Source organism: Acidithiobacillus sp., assembly GCF_027322205.1.
In the GTDB taxonomy this organism is placed as follows: domain Bacteria; phylum Pseudomonadota; class Gammaproteobacteria; order Acidithiobacillales; family Acidithiobacillaceae; genus Acidithiobacillus.
In genome coordinates, this window is the sequence record NZ_DAHVHY010000002.1 from 72836 (window position 1) to 89074 (window position 16239).

At 53.3% G+C, this 16239-nt stretch carries 20 protein-coding genes; 8 read left to right on the forward strand and 12 right to left on the reverse strand.

Features of this window, described 5'->3' with window-relative positions:
* Window positions 1–23: 23 nt before the first annotated feature.
* The 7 genes from M7F93_RS00845 to motD form a co-directional block, all read right to left on the reverse strand.
* Window positions 24–776, reverse strand: a complete 753-nt coding sequence (locus M7F93_RS00845; protein WP_298167580.1) for an oxygen-binding di-iron domain-containing protein — start codon at window positions 774–776, stop codon at window positions 24–26.
* On the reverse strand, window positions 754–1374 hold the full coding sequence (locus M7F93_RS00850) for a hypothetical protein (RefSeq protein ID WP_298167583.1): 621 nt from the start codon (window positions 1372–1374) through the stop codon (window positions 754–756). Before M7F93_RS00850 ends, M7F93_RS00845 begins: the two co-directional genes overlap by 23 nt.
* Entirely contained in the window at window positions 1374–3449 is a 2076-nt protein-coding gene (locus M7F93_RS00855; protein WP_298167588.1) for a chemotaxis protein CheA, read from the reverse strand. Before M7F93_RS00855 ends, M7F93_RS00850 begins: the two co-directional genes overlap by 1 nt.
* Window positions 3450–3451: 2 nt before the next feature.
* Window positions 3452–3940, reverse strand: a complete 489-nt coding sequence (locus M7F93_RS00860) for a protein phosphatase CheZ (protein ID WP_298167590.1) — start codon at window positions 3938–3940, stop codon at window positions 3452–3454.
* Window positions 3937–4356, reverse strand: a complete 420-nt coding sequence (cheY, locus tag M7F93_RS00865) for a chemotaxis response regulator CheY (RefSeq protein WP_298167593.1) — start codon at window positions 4354–4356, stop codon at window positions 3937–3939. The genes M7F93_RS00860 and cheY overlap by 4 nt, the downstream gene beginning before the upstream one ends.
* A 207-nt stretch (window positions 4357–4563) precedes the next feature.
* The gene (locus M7F93_RS00870) at window positions 4564–5247 is read right to left on the reverse strand and encodes an SPOR domain-containing protein (RefSeq protein WP_298167596.1); all 684 of its coding nucleotides are present in this window, start codon (window positions 5245–5247) and stop codon (window positions 4564–4566) included.
* A gap of 25 nt (window positions 5248–5272) precedes the next feature.
* Complete coding sequence (gene motD, locus M7F93_RS00875; RefSeq protein ID WP_298167599.1) at window positions 5273–6121, reverse strand: flagellar motor protein MotD; 849 nt, start codon at window positions 6119–6121, stop codon at window positions 5273–5275.
* A 235-nt stretch (window positions 6122–6356) separates the two neighbouring features.
* On the opposite strand from motD, the gene M7F93_RS00880 reads away from it, so the two are divergent.
* Entirely contained in the window at window positions 6357–7106 is a 750-nt protein-coding gene (locus tag M7F93_RS00880; protein ID WP_298167602.1) for a flagellar brake protein, read from the forward strand.
* On the opposite strand, the gene fliW is transcribed toward M7F93_RS00880, so the two are convergent.
* From fliW to flgA, 5 genes are all read right to left on the reverse strand, one after another.
* Window positions 7086–7583, reverse strand: coding sequence for a flagellar assembly protein FliW (gene fliW, locus M7F93_RS00885; protein WP_298167605.1), 498 nt, complete (start codon window positions 7581–7583; stop codon window positions 7086–7088). The two genes, M7F93_RS00880 and fliW, sit on opposite strands and share 21 nt — an antisense overlap.
* Window positions 7580–7846 (reverse strand): carbon storage regulator, encoded by a 267-nt coding sequence (locus M7F93_RS00890; RefSeq protein WP_298167608.1) that lies wholly within the window; start codon window positions 7844–7846, stop codon window positions 7580–7582. The genes fliW and M7F93_RS00890 overlap by 4 nt, the downstream gene beginning before the upstream one ends.
* Window positions 7847–8248, reverse strand: coding sequence for a flagellar export chaperone FlgN (flgN, locus tag M7F93_RS00895; protein WP_298167611.1), 402 nt, complete (start codon window positions 8246–8248; stop codon window positions 7847–7849). It lies immediately after the preceding gene.
* Window positions 8249–8252: 4 nt separating this feature from the next.
* Window positions 8253–8588, reverse strand: a complete 336-nt coding sequence (flgM, locus tag M7F93_RS00900) for a flagellar biosynthesis anti-sigma factor FlgM (protein ID WP_298167614.1) — start codon at window positions 8586–8588, stop codon at window positions 8253–8255.
* Between the two features lie 92 nt (window positions 8589–8680).
* Window positions 8681–9448, reverse strand: a complete 768-nt coding sequence (gene flgA, locus M7F93_RS00905) for a flagellar basal body P-ring formation chaperone FlgA (protein ID WP_298167617.1) — start codon at window positions 9446–9448, stop codon at window positions 8681–8683.
* Window positions 9449–9857: 409 nt separating this feature from the next.
* Between flgA and M7F93_RS00910 the strand changes: the two genes are divergently transcribed.
* From M7F93_RS00910 to M7F93_RS00935, 7 genes are all read left to right on the forward strand, one after another.
* Window positions 9858–10331, forward strand: a complete 474-nt coding sequence (locus M7F93_RS00910) for a GNAT family N-acetyltransferase (RefSeq protein ID WP_298167619.1) — start codon at window positions 9858–9860, stop codon at window positions 10329–10331.
* 22 nt (window positions 10332–10353) lie between these two features.
* Window positions 10354–10650, forward strand: coding sequence for a hypothetical protein (locus M7F93_RS00915; RefSeq protein WP_298167622.1), 297 nt, complete (start codon window positions 10354–10356; stop codon window positions 10648–10650).
* A gap of 221 nt (window positions 10651–10871) precedes the next feature.
* Window positions 10872–11441: a methyltransferase family protein gene (locus M7F93_RS00920; RefSeq protein ID WP_298167625.1), complete on the forward strand. Its 570-nt coding sequence runs from the start codon at window positions 10872–10874 to the stop codon at window positions 11439–11441.
* A gap of 185 nt (window positions 11442–11626) precedes the next feature.
* Window positions 11627–12007: a DUF4124 domain-containing protein gene (locus M7F93_RS11890; protein WP_366144652.1), complete on the forward strand. Its 381-nt coding sequence runs from the start codon at window positions 11627–11629 to the stop codon at window positions 12005–12007.
* Between the two features lie 341 nt (window positions 12008–12348).
* Window positions 12349–13212 (forward strand): DMT family transporter, encoded by an 864-nt coding sequence (locus M7F93_RS00925; protein WP_298167628.1) that lies wholly within the window; start codon window positions 12349–12351, stop codon window positions 13210–13212.
* Between the two features lie 692 nt (window positions 13213–13904).
* The gene (locus M7F93_RS00930) at window positions 13905–14180 is read left to right on the forward strand and encodes a hypothetical protein (protein ID WP_298167631.1); all 276 of its coding nucleotides are present in this window, start codon (window positions 13905–13907) and stop codon (window positions 14178–14180) included.
* Window positions 14181–14811: 631 nt separating this feature from the next.
* Complete coding sequence (locus M7F93_RS00935) at window positions 14812–15945, forward strand: MFS transporter (protein WP_298167633.1); 1134 nt, start codon at window positions 14812–14814, stop codon at window positions 15943–15945.
* Window positions 15946–16239 lie beyond the last annotated feature (294 nt).

Here is a 16239-nt window from a genome sequence, read left to right on the forward strand (position 1 = left end):
AGGTTGGCTCCATCTTTTCAGGCTTATTCATTGATGGCCGTACCGACATCCAGGCTATCAAACCAATTCAAAAAACGTTTCACATTATCGCCACTATAAATGGCGCCATGTTGTGGACAAAGGTAATCAATTTCCAGATTGCTCACGCGGTTGATCCAGTCTTTTTTGGCAGCATTTGATGGCATCCAGCGCTCATGAAAGTATTTGGCTTTGGTAATGTGCTCTTCGAAAGCGCGGCCGCTTTTATCGCGACGATCCACCCAGGCACCATGTCCTGGTGGTAAGAGCGCAGCGCCGACATCGCCGGAAAACAGCACCCTGGCCTCTGGATCATAAACGTGGAAGTTTCCCGAAGAATGCAGGTAATGAGCAGGAATGAACTCCAGGCGATGGCCGCCAATCAGTATATCCCCACCTTCATCCGGAATGCCCTGCAGGGGAGCCTCCAACGCCCCGTAATGGCGAATGAAGCCCTCCCAAAGTTTGGGGGTATGCCACTGAATCTGCTCATTGCAGGCGTACCAGAGCGGCAGGCTGGAGGCAACATCCGGATCCTGATGGGAAACAAAAGCCGCCTTCAGACTGCTTGGCGGTATCACCTCGACAAGGGCAGCGAAAACCTGCGGGAAAATTTCAAATCCACCAGGATCGAGAATAAGGCTTTGTCCATTCGCTTCCATCACGTAGACATTGGAGTCGACGACGCGATGCTCATCCTGGTCATAGAGAATCCACCAGCGATGGCTGCCTGCTTCAAATATTGGTGCTGCTTTCATGCTCTAAGCTCTCCAGTTGGTGGCGATAAGTGCGGATGGCGTTGGATACGGTGCGCACCGCCTCTCCCATGTCGCGTGAGACGCGCATCAGCGGGGCACCCGTGCCTTCGGCTAAAGCCGCTTCGATACGGCCATTGGTCACCACGTATTCCTGTTCTTCAATGCCTTCTTGCAGGGCATCCACCGTGGCGATGAGGCGAAGCAATATTTTCCGTGCATCGGTTTCCTCCTGGGTGATAATTTTTTGATGTTGCACCTGGGTATTCTTGAGATTGGCGCAGTCCTGTTCATGGTGTGTCATGGCCTGGATCATGGTGCTAAACGATGCCGCGAAGCGCTGATGCTGGAGAATACGCATATGCGCCTGAATCAAGGGTGCAATGGTTTCCTGTAGATGGGACGCGGATTCTTTGAGGCTGGCAGCGCGTTCGCGGAAAGCTTGGGCGACGACACCATATCCGGCTAATGCGTTGCCGTGGCGTTTGACCAGCACCATGGCATTCAAAGCCCGGCGATCAATCTCGCGCAGGGATTTTTCGATGCTCTGGCGGGCGGCAAAGGAAGCGTCGACGACCTGCATGATGCGCTGGATGTTCATCAGGCGGCACCGCGCTGATCAAGGGTCGTCCTATCCATACCGGAGTACTCCAAGGAGTGACCGATCAGTGCCACCGGATCAAGGATGAGGACGACATTACCCTTGCCGGAGATGGTCGCTCCCTGATACCAGGTCTGCTCGGCGAGAAAATCAATGGGTTTGACTACCGAATCTTCATTGCCGAGCACCTCCGAAACCATGAAAAGGCCACGTTCGGTAAGAACCCCTTCGATGGGTTCCGAACCCAGACGCAAAGGGCGATCATTGAGCAGGGCACCAAGGTCTACCATGGGGGTGATTTGAGTGCCATCTACGCGGTAAACGCTGCGGCCCCCCATACGATGAATACGGTTTTCCTGAATATCCAGCAGGCTTTCGATGCTGGAGATGGGCAGGGCGTAGATTTCCCGACGCAGGCGTAGGTAAAGTACGGGCAATACCGCCATGGTCAGCGGAAACTCCATAGCAATCGTGGTGCCGAGACCGAGACGCGTCTGAATATCCAGATGCCCGCGCAGTTTGCGCACGGTTTCTTTGACCACATCCATGCCGACTCCGCGACCGGAGAGATCGGTAGCCTGGTCTTTGGTGGAGAAACCGGGCCGAAAGATCAGTTCCAGCGCTTCCTGTTCCGAGAGCCGGGCCGCCTGATCTGTCGTAATCACGCCTTTGTCGACGGCCTTCTGAGTGACAAACTGGCGGTCTATGCCACGGCCGTCGTCAGACACTTCGATGCGCACTTTGTCGCCAAGATGCACAGCGGCCACCCGTATCGTTGCGCTACGCGCTTTACCTCCTGCTTGGCGTACTTCGGGAGGCTCAATGCCGTGGTCGAGGCTGTTGCGGATCAGATGTGTCATGGGGCCGGAGAGGGCATCGACGACGGTTTTGTCGATTTCGACTTCCTCGCCGACAATGTCGAGTTTGACCTCTTTACCGAGCTGCCGGGAGGCGTCGCGTACCACGCGGGGCAGTTGCTGGAAGAGCCGCTTACAGGGCTGCATCCGCAAACGCATGACCGTGCTCTGGATATCGTTGACGGTGAGGTCTACTTCACGGGCGATGCGCGTCATATCCTCATTTTCTTCGCCTAGACTACTGACCGCCGAAGCCAGGCGATTGCGTAGGAGGACCAGCTCGCCGACCTGATTCATGACGGCATCGAGGCGCAGCGCATCAACGCGGAGCGTGGTGTCGGCGGCCTCTGGCATACTCTGCGCGTGCGCACTGGCAGCGGGGTTCGCTATGGACGCCAGCATCGTGGGTAGCGACTGCTGCGCATCGAGGTTCTGGACCGGAAGATCAGTGTGGAATGCGGACGCGTCAAGCTCCGATGCAACGCTGGCAGGTTGCGTCTGCGTGGCGCGCTCCAGTACGTCATAGCCAGGCGCTTGACCGCCATAGAGTTGATCTAACACTCGCTCAAACTCTTCCGGGCTGATCTCGTCTCCGGTGAGGCAGAATCGCTCCGGGGCATCAGCGAGACCGGGCGCCTGGTTGCCATAGAGGGAGTCGAGGGTGGCCTCAAACTCGGCCTCACTGATTTCATCATTGCTACCGGGTGCGGAGTGGCTGCTTACATCGGTACGCTCAACGTAAGTACCGCTGTGACCGTCGACTGTGGTCCGTTGACTGGCCAACAGCGTGGCATCGGTCGGCGGACAATAGGGTGGTGTGCTCATGCCTGACTCGATTGTTTGACCAGCAGCGAGTTGCTGAATAACCTGGCCGAGATCCACAGGTCCAGGTGCCGGAATTTCGCCGTGCGCCAGTTGCTGTAGCATGTTATCGATAACGTCCAGACCTTTGAGGATGGCGTCGATCATGTTGGCAGAAACGGTCAGCGTATGAGAACGCAGTTTATCCAGGAGGTCTTCCAGGTGATGCGTCCATCTGACGAGATGGTCTGCTTCCAGGAACCCCGCTCCGCCTTTCAGGGTATGAAAGGCTCGGAATACCGATGCCAGAATTTCGTCATTGCCAGGGTCGGATTCCAGGAGGAGGGTGTCCTCCTGGGCTTTTTCGAGGAGCTCTCTGGCTTCGGGAAGGTAGTCCTGCAAAATCTCCATATCCATGATTAAATTCCCAATTCTGAGAGCAGGGCATCTACTTCGTCTTGATTGACGTGGGGATTGGAATCCACAAAATCATCCGTTTGGGGCGCGTAGTACGGGTTGGTTTTCATCCCGATTTCGACGAGTGTCAGACGGATGCGTTCTTCGACTGCTTGCAGAAGGGCGATGGCTTTTTTTAGCCGCTGACCGGCAAGATCCTGCCCTTGTTGGCTGGTCAGAATGGTGAGCAGGGCACTGTCAATCTGGATGAGCGATTCGTCGATAAAACTGTTGTGGGCGCTACGGATGTCATTTACGGCATCCTGGGCACGCTCAACGGCAGATAGCGTGGCCATGGTTTGTTCCTCGGTGAGGCGCAGAGCTTCTTCCAGTGGATTTTGCGCACCCGAAAGATTTTCTTCTGCCATATTGGCGATACGTTTCAGGCCTTCACGCAGGAGCAGTTCGGCCTCGCTGAGCAGACGCTCCGGGTTTAACACATGCTCGCTCATGACTGACCTCCCTGGGCTGCTTGCAGACGTTTGAAAACAGCGTCGAGTTTTTCCTTGAGTGTTTCGGCAGTGAAGGGTTTGACAATATAGCCGTTCACCCCCGCCTGGGCAGCATCAAGGATGTTCTCGCGTTTTGCCTCAGCAGTGACCATAAGGACCGGTATGTGTTTGAGTTGAGCGTCTGAACGAATGGCACGGAGCAGGTCGATGCCCTGCATGTTGGGCATGTTCCAGTCGGAGACGACAAAATCGAAGGGGCGACTACGCAGTTTTTGCAGCGCCTGTACCCCATCTTCAGCTTCATCAAAATTGCTGAAGCCTAGTTCACGCAATAGATTTCGTACAATCCTGCGCATGGTGGAGAAATCGTCCACCACAAGGATGTGAATGCTTTTGTCGACCTGATCTATTCCCATATGCTCCTGTTCTCCTCCTTGAGTCGCAGGCCGCCCTGATCCGTTGCTGCGAGCGTGTTATCTGCAGCGCGAATTCTCCCCAATCTCTATAGATGGTTTATAAGCAAGCTCTATACCAGCAAGACAGCCCTGCGGGCAGTTGTCATCCTGCTGAAGAATAACGACACGCAGGCGCGGAAGCTGAAGGGGCCTCCACCGCCTGAATCATCAGCGAACTGGTGACCAATATTGGGGATAACCTTGACGTTTGGTGAGATTGGCGATGCGCTGCGTGACGGTGTTGGCAGCTAGACGATTGGGTACGGGTCCTACTAAAACGCGGTAAAGAGCGTTCTGGGGCAAGGTGCCAATGCAAGTGCTGAAGCCCTTGCTTTCGATTTGATCAGCAAGGCCCTTAGCAATGCTTGCACGCCCGAATGCGCCCAGTTGTACATACCAGCCGACACTGCTGCAGGTGTTACCATGGGTCGAAACTGGTGGTGCTGGTGTTTTTTGAGTGGTCGGTGAGGACCTCTTCGTCTGAGCGGGAGCGGCAATTGTTTGCACGGGGGTAAGTGCCGGGGGTGGGTTCGGACTGCTGTGTGTGGCAATTTTTTGCGAAGGGAGGATAGATCCTCTGGCAACGACTTGGGGCGTGACAGATGGCATCTTCTTCGTTTCGACGATGGTTGCCGAAGCTGTTGAGATGGTCGTGGTGGTCTCTGTGACCAGGTGCGGCAGACTCAGAAAAACGCTGGATGGAAGGGCCCTTAGTGTATGTTCTTCACGCCGTTCAAAGCGACTCCGATATATTTCTGCCGCTAATATAATCAATAAGATAAGAGCAATGGTGATAACGCGATTGAGGTGCTTTTGCTGTCTTTGCCATTTACGGATCTCGTCAGGTGTCATTGCTCTCATCGTTCCTTAAAACTCACTAACCACGCTGATCAATAGCGCCCGCCATGATTGGATCGGTCCCGGCCCTACTGGGGTTCTGCGGGGCGACTACTACGATGCTTACTCTCCGGTTCATAACCAGGCCTTTTGCCGTGTTATTAGAGGCAATGGGATGATACTTGCCATAACCCGCGGCGACCAGATGCTGTGGGTCCACACCATGCTGGATGAAAAGTTCCACCACGGAAACCGCACGTGCCGCAGATAAAGCCCAGTTAGAGGGAAACTGGGTCGTGCGGATGGGTAGATCGTTGGTAAATCCGGCCACCTGGATCTGATAAGGCACCTGACTCAAGACCTTTGCAATAGACCCCAGGGTGTGGGTGGCATTGGGGCTGAGTTGCGTCTGTGCCGAGGGAAACAGAATTTTGGCGTTGAGATCAATGACGACACCGAGGTTGCTGCGGTGAATCGCGACACTCCCCTGCTTAATCAGGGGACTAAGTAGGGATGCCATTTGTTTTTCTATGTCGCGCATGGCGACCTCGGGCGATGTCTGCGGCGCCATTTTTGCTCTGGGAGAAACCTGACCTTTTTGCACATGGGGCACAGAGACGATGTTGGCGATTTTGGGCAGCGGCGGCAGCTTTATGGGCATTTCACTGAGGGATGGGGTCGCGTCAGAGCGGATGGGTACTGGAGACCAGGGGTGTCCACTGAAGGCGGATACCAAAGTTCTCGACAGGACTCTGTATTTGCCTTCGTTCACCGAGGAAATGGCATACATCACCACAAAAAAGGCGAAGAGCAGGGTAATGAAGTCGGCATAAGACACCAGCCAACGTTCATGATTCTCCCATTCCTCTTCTTTCTTGCGACGTGCCATGGCGATATTCCTTTTTTACGCAGATGCGCAGGGAAATAGACGAATTTTCCGATTCCGCAGCGGGCGTCCCCGGTAACGCGAAAATCGTGCCGCAAAGCGAGTGCCTTAGTACCGGCATGATTCCTGCCTCTTTACCGTAAAATGACCAGAAAGTCCGGCATGGTCGCCCAGCGCTGACGATCTTCTGTCAGAATCGTCAAAATCTTGACGATCACAATTGAAAGGTGAGGATAAGATGCGTTTGAATCAGTGCTTACTGGATCAACTGTTCACTGAAAAAAATCGGCAAACAGGGAGCGGCCCGATTGAGCGTGCCCTTACCGAACTGGTTGCCGACGGCGAAGTGTTGGCGGTGATGGTAGGACGTACGGGTGGCACCTTGGCGCAGGCCGCCCTTCTGCACACTGAAATCGATGCTTCCACGTTGATTCTGGATGAACTTATGCCAGAGACAGCAAATGTTCGTCTGCTGTGTGGAGAAGATTTGCTTCTGTGGAGCCGTTTGACCATGCCCTTGGGGTTTCAGAGCAAGGTAATGGAGAGATTCCTGTGGCAGCGTTACGGGGCTGTGCGTATCCAATGGCCAGAGGCTATTTACCAGATGCAGCGGCGCATGGCCCTGCGCGCGACGCTGGCTGAGCCCGCCGGGGGGATGGCGTTGTCACTGCAGCGCCACGGCGCCCGCAGTTGCGACGGATTCTGTGTGAATATTGGTGCTGGTGGCATGCGTGCAAGAATTAATGCACCTAATGACTACCCGATAACCACTGGCGAGATACTGGCCAGCGTGCAGTTCAGCTTTCAGGGCAAGGCATACTGGGTAGGGGCGCAGGTTCGTTATGTGGAACCGGTACGTTATCCCCGCGGTATGGCTGTGCAAGAAATCGGTTTTAGCTTTGTACAGGCCCCGGGAAGCCTGCAGGAACAGATTATTCAGTACACCCTGCGTTGTGATCGCGAACGCTTACGCAGCGCCAATCGCTAGGGGGCTGGCAGCTAGTTTCTGCTGGGTGTGTTCGAGGTGGACGATCTGGGTATACAGGGTAAGCGGGGGGCTTTTGGCTTCGGAAATGACCGCTGAATCGGGATCGGGGTGTTCGACAATCCACTGACCGAATTGACGCGTGCCTGGCATGAAATACAGCGGTGCCAACGCATTGGCGTGCAAAGAATCCTTTGTTTGTTGCGGCAGGATCGCCATGACCATGCTAATCCCCTCCGCTTCCTGGAGTGCGAAGTGAGGCCGCTGTGGATAGCGCAGGCCAAAGTGTGCTGGCGCCACCAGCAGAAAAGTGATCAGCGGCTCATCCAGCGATTGCAGCCAGACAAAAGGGCCATGTTCCTGAACGTGTAACAGAGCAAAACGCTGCAACTCCGTGAAACCAGGGAGCGGCGCGACACACTGCCAAACCTGCTCCTCGGAAATGGACAGGAGGCCAAAGCGGGTGGAGTATTGGGTCATTTTTGCTCTTCCTGAATGTTGGCCGCGTCCTGATCAGGCGGGCGGTGAGACTGTAGCCACTGGCCAAACTCGACGGGGGCTACGGCTTGTGCAGACCGATTGGCATGGCGCACCGACTCCAGTAATTCCTCGCGGAGGATGGTCACATGGTGAGCACTCTCAATCCCTAATCGGACTTGACCATCTTCTATGCGGGTGACAACGATACGAATATCATCGCCGATACAAATGGCCTGACCGCGGCGCCGGGTGAGAACGAGCACTCAGGCGCTGCCGATCAGGTGCCGCTGCGCGGCATTCTGAGTGGTGCCAACATCAGTGTAGAGCGGGTGGTCAGTACCGAAAATAATCTGCCAGGCACCCTTATTGAAGCGTTCAAGGGCGCCAATAACCTGTCCGTTGAGTTGGTTATGCTGAACGATCTTTTGCAGAAGCGCTTTTCGCCGGGCGCGCAGATCCACGGGAGTGAGATTGGGAGCTTGAGTGCAGTGCCGGGACTCCAGAATGCTGATGTTCTGGTAGAGCCGTTCTTTTTCCGCAGCAATGGGTTCCAACTCGGTTATGCTCCCGGACTGGAGGCAACGCGCTTCCTTAAGGAGCAACTGAAGCAAGGCTTCTAGGGCACTGATTTGTTGCTGGAGGGTAGCATCTGTCTGGCTGGTCATGAGATCAGGCCTTATTGCCGGGCACCAAGGGCAAGAACTGTTGTGCATCCTGGGTAAGGCCTTGGCCAATGCGTTGTGGCGAGATCTGGTAGGTGCCATTAGCGAGGGCTGATTTGATGCTCTGCACACGCCCGGAGTCTTTTGACGTGGAGTTATGGGTAGCAAGGAGACTGAGAGCGACGGGAGAAAGGGTCACATGGTCCTGGGCTATGGTTGGATTTTTGGCACTTTGCGCCGGGCTGGCTCCGGATGATGCAGGTTGACTTGCAGTAATCGCCGCATCGTTACTTGTCTGCGTCTTCGTGCCGGGCACGCCCGAATAAGGGTTGATGGGGTTCATGGCTGATTCTCCTCTACACTTGAAATCGTGATACGGCACATTGGAGCAAGAACTGAAGGCCCGTTTGAAACTTATTGGCAACCGACCAGCCTTCAGAAGGGCACCACCACCGTACCATTGGCTGTAACGATACCGCGAATCACCCGGCCGGACTGCATGTTGCGTACCAGTATAGCCTGTCCGGGACGACCACTTTCAATGGCGTTGGCGATGGTAGCGATACGAATGCCATCTCCTTCCGCATACAAAGTAACCTGTTCGCCGGCATGAACGATCTCCGGTGCGTTGAGCATGGATGTGGTAACAGGTTGCCCTGCCAGAGTACCAAAGCGCAGAACCTGGCCGATGGCCTGTTGTGGGTTACTCAGTATGCTACCACCGAGCCCGGTAGTGTCACGCTTGACAACGCTGAGATCGGCGGCGCTCAGCACCATACCCGCACTGAGTGGGTGAGCGGCGACGACGACGACCTGATTCATGCTTAGTTGTACCGGTACATACAGGACCCATGGTGATGGACTGCTGCAGCGCACGGCGACGGTCTGGTTACCGTAAGGATTGCCATAGCCGAAAAAGTTGAGTTGCAAGCGGGCGCAGGTGGGAAAATGCAGGCTCGGTGCCGGGCCGCTGATGTGGATTTCTGCAGTGCTGGCATTGGCAGGCAGGTGATTGCGCACGAAACGGACAACGGCAGCACGGATGGTTTCAGGGGTTTCTGCGCCAACGGCGCTGAGGGGCGGCGCTACCGTGCAGGCAAACAGGAGGAGCATCATTCCGCGCGAGAGCCAGATACTGCGCTTCCGGTGTTGTGCTGGATGGATATTGTTCATCGTCGTACCCGCGTGTGTCGTGTATGCCATGCAGCAAAAAATATGCCATTCATTACTGGTACCCCAGAACGGTAAGCAGAAGCGGTTCGTCTTGGACAGGCGGATGTTCTGACAGAACCCTATGTTCTCAACGGCAAATGATTGCCGCTTTGATTCCTGGGGTAGTGTTCCAATCGCCCTGTCGTTGGCGCCATAATTGCTTATGGCTGGGGCAGACCAGCAGCAATATCCTTTTGAGGAGAGTAGTTATTATGTCCCTGTCATCAGTCACCCCCAGCCTCACGCCAAATACGCAGGCAACCCATCCATTTCACCAGATAGGGCCATATTTCCAGCCTGTTGGTGTTTTGTTCCAGCCTGAAAACCGGTCCGGGGCATCGGTAATATCGTGCGGTCAGTATCGGGGCTTCAGGAAATGACGCCCGCCAGTAGGCTCGCTATGGATAGCACCGTTGCAGAGGCCACTTATGTGGCGATGCCCACGGAATATATCCCGAAATTTACTGCCACCCTCGCGACGCACCATAGTTTCCAGCTACGTCAGGCAATGCATTGTTCGCAAGAGATGGCAGAGGCGATAACGCTTCGCCAGATCCAAGAACTGCATCAGCATGAACAAGCTTCGGCGCACCAGTACCTCGTGGCTGTTCAATGGCAGAACGCCATTATCGGCGGCGCATGGTATTCGGCACCACCGCAACAGGTCGCCATACTACAGTGGCTCATGATCGAAGAAGATTTTCAGGGGCAGGGTCACGGCAAAAACCTTTTGGCCCATGTTGTCGGGCAATGTCGTTGCGCGGGTTCCGCAGGGCTGGCATTACATGTTTTCACTGCTAACCACAAATCGATTCATCTGTACGAAAGTATGGGATTCTCTGATGTGGGTAAAGAAATGTACCTGAAATGGTGATAGTATAATACCGGATAGGGTTTTGTATGCAGAACGCCGCTTATTATCGCCCTCCTCGATGACCAGGGTAGCCATCACATCACCCTATGGCTACGCACTTGCCGATGTTTATTCAAAACTGGTCATTCATCTGGAAGCCATTATTGATCATATATATCGTGACAATATTGAGCATATTCGATGCCAAGGTCGATATGTGCGATACTCAGTGAGCCATGCCACAATCCAGAATTTTCGCGTGTGCGTGGAGGTGAAAAACGAAGTGACCATGCAAATCATTTTGTTCAGCGGCATGGTGCGCCATTATGGCGGTTGTTGATCGCTCTGTTGGGGGCATGCATACGATGCACCTTTCCGGGTTATCGTCAATGGCGACAGCGCCATGATCTCCGTCGACATCGCCATACACCGAGAAAGGGCAAAATCTGGCGTGGAGAAGAAGGGTGAACGAACCATACGTTCATTTAGGCAGCAATATGACGCATTGTGGGGTATGCTCAGGGTCCTATCATCTGGGCAAAGAAGCAAAGGCGGTGGTGAATGACGGTATCGGCAGTTCTACTGTTGGCAGTGTTATCCTTATGGATATTGCTAGAGTTGTATCTGGAATATTTTTTCCGGTCCCCCATGAATGCGAATAAACAAGACGGTGGATCTTCAAAAATATTCAACGTCGTGATTTTTTCCAGTGTCGGAAGCTGGGCTTGTATGGTAGCGGCAGAAGTCCGCCATGAGCCACATATTGCCCTATATCTGCCGCGGGTGGGTTGTTCGTTGCTGATGGCGGGATTGCTGCTGAGATCGTATGCGGTTATGACGTTAAGGAGATATTTCACTGTGGATCTGGCTATCCAGCCCGGACATCGACTGATCCGGCACGGACCGTACCGCATGGTGCGCCATCCTTCCTACACGGGAGCACTCCTGTGTTTTTCCGGGTTGGCATTGTCGTTTGGTTACTGGGCCACAGCGATCATGATCATTCTTCCCGTCATTTCGATCTATCTCTGGAGAATCGCCAAAGAAGAACACATACTGACGGATGCGTTCGGACCCGCTTATCAAGAATACCGCTATCACACATACCGGCTCATTCCAGGGATCATTTAACTGGTTCACCGGTTTGTCGCTGCAGACGAATCTCTGACCTCATAAGGAAGCAATACGCTTGTCCATTCCACGGATATACTTTCGGAGCGCCGCTAAGTGGCTCCCGAAAAACTCTGAGGCGTGCCAATTTTATGGAACATGCCATTGACAACCAGGAGTACCATCATCACGTCGCCGTGCGGTGTATGTTGCTGGGCTTGCTCTTCTTCGCTTCGTCAGGGCTGGAAGCCGCCCCCATTTATCGTTGGATTTCCCCACGGGGTGTCGTCAACTACGGCGGGCATCCTCCTGCGCGTGGCAGCAGGATCACCGTTCTCCGTGCTTCAAACTCAACGCTTCCCGTGCCGCCGAGAGCCGTTCTTTCGCGTCCACCGATAACGCCTTCCTCAAGTCGTTCAACAGGACAACGGCGTAATCAGCAGCAGACTCAACGCTTGATTATGCGTCTAAACTTGCTTTCTGCCCTGCAAAATCAGCGAAACAGGAGTGTGGGGAGGAAACGCCCGCCCCACAGAGCTTTTGCGCTCCCGTACTCCGTGCGACGCAGGGCCGGGATGGCCCCGTAGGCTGGATCGCAAACAGATAGTGATTGTGGGCAAGACACCAACAAACAGGCTGATGCTGCCAATTCCCGGTGGTACGTGGCTGGATTGGTCAGGGCATAGAGCCCCTCCATCCCGACTGGATTTGGCGGCGGCTCTTGGAGTATGCGCATTACAAAAGTGGTATATCAAATCCAAGCAGTAATGAAGTTAAATATTTTGTTGCTGAGCAAAGAAAGCGCATTGCATGATGCCTTCTTGGTAGTCTGGAACCATTATCTTGTTGCGGTGTATGATTATTATTGCCTTCGCCAGTGATTTTCATTCAATGATAGGAGCGGCCTCCTTTACCCGAGAGAAAGATTATGTCATTCCGAATCCTTGTTCTTACCATTTTGGTGTTAATCGGTATGGCTGGAAACAGTCTATTGGCTCGCGCAGCCCTTGGTGGGCATTTGATAGGCCCTTTGCCATTTACTGTAATTCGCCTGGTTAGTGGTTTTATCATGCTGTTACTTCTGGCATTGATCGCCCGGGTGCGTCCACGCCTATCCCACATATTAATGCCAGTTATGCTGTTGCTCTATGCGCTTGCATTTGCATATGGATATTTACAGCTCGGGGCAGCTACTGGCACGCTATTCCTATTTTTTGCCATTCAGGCCACCATATTGTGTTGGGAGATTTTTAAGGGTTATCGACTCTCAGCCTGGCAATGGCTAGGGAGCGGCCTTTCCTTATGGGGCCTTTGGATTTTAATTGGAGGAATCAGCAGGCTACCAGATATTATCGGAATAGTTCTGATGATTATTGCTGGTATATCTTGGGGATTATACTCAATGTTGGGTAAAAACATAACTGACTCACTGGCCGTCACCACTGCAAATTTCATTTGGTCAGGCTTGGCTGTACTCATTATTTTCGTCGTCGTAGATATATTTGATCTTGGTGGTCGAGAATCAATATACATTAGCATGTCCGGTTTATACTATGCTTTAGTGGTCGGTGCAATCACTTCTGCGTTGGTGTACGTGGTTTGGTATATGCTGGTACAAGAGCTTTCGGGGGTCACAAGTGCCTCCGTACAAATGGCTGTGCCCGTGGTGGTAATTCTGGGATCCGCTCCTTTGCTTGGTGAACAGGTTACCAATCATTTGTTAATAGGCGGAGCAATTATGATATCTGGCTTCTTTTTTGTTACCCTGACGAAGCATTTGCGAAAGCGTTAACATGTGCCCATGATAGTAAGCCTGTTGTAGTGTTTTTACCGATCAATATGATGTTAAATTTTTTACAGAATACTTTAATCGGCCACCATTAAAATGGCCAGATACCCTACCTCCAATATTGCAGGGGCCAGCAACATGAGTCCCCTTTCGTTTCCTTGGTACGGTGGACCATAATAATAGTAGTGATATCGATCTATAATTGGTGGATCTGGTATGCCCGGCGGGCTTTCATGGAGTCCCAGCGGGAGGCTGTCACCAGTCGGCAGGTTCCATTCAGCACTTGGCGCGCCGAGCGGTGTTATATCTAACCCCCACGGGAATCTCTCTGGAGGTTGGGACGCATAACGCGTAGGTAGCGTATCGTATATGGGTGCATGGGTGCCAGCCCGTGCTTTTTCTTTACGATCATCCGAGCTAACATGATTTTGACATTCGTGTTTGCCATGCCTCCTCTTGGATTTCCGACACTGAGACCGCGATCAAGTCGATCTTTGGACATCAGGTGGGTCACCATGCTGATCTCGTAGCCGTTGTTCCACACCTAAGTCTGCGAGCGTTTGCTTATGCTGCGATCTGTGGTATTTGGCACAGGAGAAATTAGTGCTACCATGTTGAGGCCGTTTGCGCTATACCATCTACGTCAGTTACTGACGCTGTCATCTCGTGAAACCTACGTAAGGAGAGTTTAAAACATGTTGGATATTACCAAGATTAAGCCTGCTGCCCGGATCATCCTCGTTGCCAGTGCCATCGCGCTTGCCTCAGCGTGTGCCAAAAAGGAAGACACCACTGCTGCTTCTGACAGCAGTGCCACCACCACCACCGAATCTGCTGCCCCGGCGACGACCACCACGGACAGCAGCAGTGCTACTATGCCGATGGAATCTGCTGCGCCTGACGCCAGTACCGCCAGCGGCGATTCTTCTGATGCGGCTTCTGGTACGAGTTCGGATTCTTCTACTGACTAAATTCACTACTTGGGTAGTTCAAAACTAGAACACTTTAGAAGTCATGACGAATGTCAGAAATTTTAGTCTAGTCATACGTCTTCTCGTGCTCGCCAGAGTCCACTACCGCGTCGAGTGACAGTTCGACTATGCGCAGTGGCCAGGGTTTTGGATCCACCCAGAGTGATGACGACACGGGAGCCACTACTACCGTGTCGTCGGGTTTCGCTGTACAGGGGGACGTTTTGTTGAAGAAGTAGCAGCGACTACTACTGTCACGATGAAACACCAGATTAGATGGCCGAAGCGGGGTTTTTGGCAGAGGCGGAGGGTTGTTTGCCTGCCAGCAAGTCACTGCCAGAATGAGTGGCAAAATGTTGAGCTACACTATCGAGCGCGGCATGTCTGGCATGTGGGAGTCTGTACCGCCGCAGCAGTGCTTACCCCGACGGAAACTGAAAAGTCGGTTTCATGGGTGTTGGTACAAAAAAAGCTCGTCACACCCCCAAAAACTGCTTAATGGGTTTTTTGGGCCATTTAGACCCCCGCGTTGCGGGGGTTTTTTATATCCGGATGAATCTTGAGAGAAAAGTTTAAAACATTCAGATGGATTGTCAGCACCTATTACGCGGAAGGATTGCCATATTCGCTGGTGCAACAGGTCTCCGTGCAGTTTTTTACCTATGCCGGGGCCAGTTTGCAGGTCATTGGACTGCTCTCTTTTTTCGGTCTGCCCTGGAACATCAAGCTATTCTGGAGTCCGTTAATCGACCTTTTTGCCAACAAAAAGCGTTGGTTGGTGGTGATGGAAATCATCTTGGGTGCCGTGGCAGCTTTGTTGGTCTGGCCCGCGCAACACCTGGATCTGGATCTTGCTGCTAAAATCTTTGTGTTAATGGCCTTTATGTCTGCCACCCATGACATGTCCGTAGATGGTTATTATATTCAGATACTTAATTCGTCCGATCAAGCTGCATTTTCCGGACTGCGGGTCGCCGCCTATCGGGTAGCCATGTTGGTAGGAAATGGTGCCCTCGTTATCCTCGCTGGATGGGCGTCCTGGACCATTTGTTTTTTAACCGCAGCAGCGATGATGTGGGGATTGGCAGCTTTTCATCAGCGCGTACTTCCACCACCAGTGGCTACGAGCCATCAGGGGCAACGCTGGCGCGCAGTGCGCGAAGCCCTTTCGACCTATATGCAGCAACCAGGAATCGTTTGGGCCCTGGCCTTTATCCTGCTTTTTCGTGCTGGTGACGCCATGATGTTTGCAATGGTGACACCATTCCTTAACCATTTGGGTTATGGCTTGGTAGCACGTGGCATTCTCACCGGCACGGTAGGTACCGTGACGGGTATTGGGGGTGCATTGCTGGGGGGTATCATCATATCTCGAGGAGGATTACGCCGCGCTCTATTTCCACTGACTTTTATCCAGTCTCTGGCGATACCTGCCTATGCGTGGCTAGCCTGGGCGATGCCTTCTGTCTGGTGGGTCGGCATTACGGTGGCCTTTGAGCAGGTGGCGGCTGGTCTCGGCACCGCCGTTTTGATGGTTTTTCTTATGCAGCGCTGCCAGGGCGACTATCAGGCGATGCACTTCGCTATTGGCTCCGCCCTGATGTCTGTAGCAGCCACCGTCGTCGGTGGGTTTAGCGGCTTTCTTGCGGCACGGGTGGGATTTGTGGAATTCTTTTTACTGGCATTTGCTGCGGCACTGCCCAGTTTGTGGTTAGCGCTACGTATGCCCATGGCCTTGTTTAAAGATTACCAAGAATCCCCATAGAGGAGGGGTCAAACTGAGTATTGGCCTTTTTACCCAGACGGTTGACGGGCTAACAGCCGCTTTTCAGGTCATGAAACAGGAAGTGCAACTTATATGTTGTGCACCCCCGAGTTCGACAGTTCATTGGCAAAAATCGTCAATTTCGTAATGCCGCCCCAGCATTCATAGGGGTTTCAGCGCCTGTTTTCTAAAACTTCTGTGGTGGCACGTGTTATCACTTATGCTCTTTTATTGACATGCCTATGAACGCTGATAAAGTGGCGGCATGCACGTGAAGATAACCACCTCCGGCAG

What these genes read in the sequence shown, in the direction of transcription:
- M7F93_RS00860 (WP_298167590.1), bottom strand. Translation starts at nt 3,940, where the DNA reads ATGAGCGAGCATGTGTTAAACCCGGAGCGTCTGCTCAGCGAGGCCGAA.
- M7F93_RS00930 (WP_298167631.1), top strand. Translation starts at nt 13,905, where the DNA reads ATGTTGGATATTACCAAGATTAAGCCTGCTGCCCGGATCATCCTCGTT.
- M7F93_RS00870 (WP_298167596.1), bottom strand. Translation starts at nt 5,247, where the DNA reads ATGACACCTGACGAGATCCGTAAATGGCAAAGACAGCAAAAGCACCTC.
- M7F93_RS00920 (WP_298167625.1), top strand. Translation starts at nt 10,872, where the DNA reads ATGACGGTATCGGCAGTTCTACTGTTGGCAGTGTTATCCTTATGGATA.
- M7F93_RS00925 (WP_298167628.1), top strand. Translation starts at nt 12,349, where the DNA reads ATGTCATTCCGAATCCTTGTTCTTACCATTTTGGTGTTAATCGGTATG.
- motD (WP_298167599.1), bottom strand. Translation starts at nt 6,121, where the DNA reads ATGGCACGTCGCAAGAAAGAAGAGGAATGGGAGAATCATGAACGTTGG.
- M7F93_RS00855 (WP_298167588.1), bottom strand. Translation starts at nt 3,449, where the DNA reads ATGGATATGGAGATTTTGCAGGACTACCTTCCCGAAGCCAGAGAGCTC.
- flgA (WP_298167617.1), bottom strand. Translation starts at nt 9,448, where the DNA reads ATGGCATACACGACACACGCGGGTACGACGATGAACAATATCCATCCA.
- cheY (WP_298167593.1), bottom strand. Translation starts at nt 4,356, where the DNA reads ATGGGAATAGATCAGGTCGACAAAAGCATTCACATCCTTGTGGTGGAC.
- M7F93_RS00910 (WP_298167619.1), top strand. Translation starts at nt 9,858, where the DNA reads ATGGATAGCACCGTTGCAGAGGCCACTTATGTGGCGATGCCCACGGAA.
- flgM (WP_298167614.1), bottom strand. Translation starts at nt 8,588, where the DNA reads ATGAACCCCATCAACCCTTATTCGGGCGTGCCCGGCACGAAGACGCAG.
- fliW (WP_298167605.1), bottom strand. Translation starts at nt 7,583, where the DNA reads ATGACCCAATACTCCACCCGCTTTGGCCTCCTGTCCATTTCCGAGGAG.
- M7F93_RS00850 (WP_298167583.1), bottom strand. Translation starts at nt 1,374, where the DNA reads ATGAACATCCAGCGCATCATGCAGGTCGTCGACGCTTCCTTTGCCGCC.
- flgN (WP_298167611.1), bottom strand. Translation starts at nt 8,248, where the DNA reads ATGACCAGCCAGACAGATGCTACCCTCCAGCAACAAATCAGTGCCCTA.
- M7F93_RS00845 (WP_298167580.1), bottom strand. Translation starts at nt 776, where the DNA reads ATGAAAGCAGCACCAATATTTGAAGCAGGCAGCCATCGCTGGTGGATT.
- M7F93_RS11890 (WP_366144652.1), top strand. Translation starts at nt 11,627, where the DNA reads ATGTTGCTGGGCTTGCTCTTCTTCGCTTCGTCAGGGCTGGAAGCCGCC.
- M7F93_RS00880 (WP_298167602.1), top strand. Translation starts at nt 6,357, where the DNA reads ATGCGTTTGAATCAGTGCTTACTGGATCAACTGTTCACTGAAAAAAAT.